The organism is Litchfieldella anticariensis FP35 = DSM 16096 (genome assembly GCF_000409775.1).
Classification (GTDB): Bacteria; Pseudomonadota; Gammaproteobacteria; order Pseudomonadales; family Halomonadaceae; genus Litchfieldella; species Litchfieldella anticariensis.
The window spans coordinates 963,393-963,675 of sequence record NZ_KE332377.1; the positions used below are offsets into that span (position 1 = coordinate 963,393).

General features: G+C 71.4%; 1 protein-coding gene. It reads right to left on the reverse strand.

The features are described from left to right. Positions 1 to 283 (reverse strand): hypothetical protein (locus L861_RS24770; protein WP_201766402.1); only part of this gene is annotated, 283 nt, incomplete at both ends.

Here is a 283-nt window from a genome sequence, read left to right on the forward strand (position 1 = left end):
CCCAGCCACTCCTCGAGTTCGCTGTCGGCCAGCCAGGCCCCCACTGCCGCCGCTGCCAGCATCACGCCAATGGCGATCCAGCCCACCGGCCCCATGCCCACCATCACCGACGCCGCCGTCACCACCAGCCCGCTCACCGCCGCCACGCCCAGCGCGATGCCGGCGCCCAGGTTGCCGTTGCGCAGGCTGGTCATGGCATCCCAGCCGCACAGCATCGCCGTAATGACACCACCGGCTGCCGCGCCCAGCGTCGATAGCGCGATCACGCTTGGCAACCACTGGG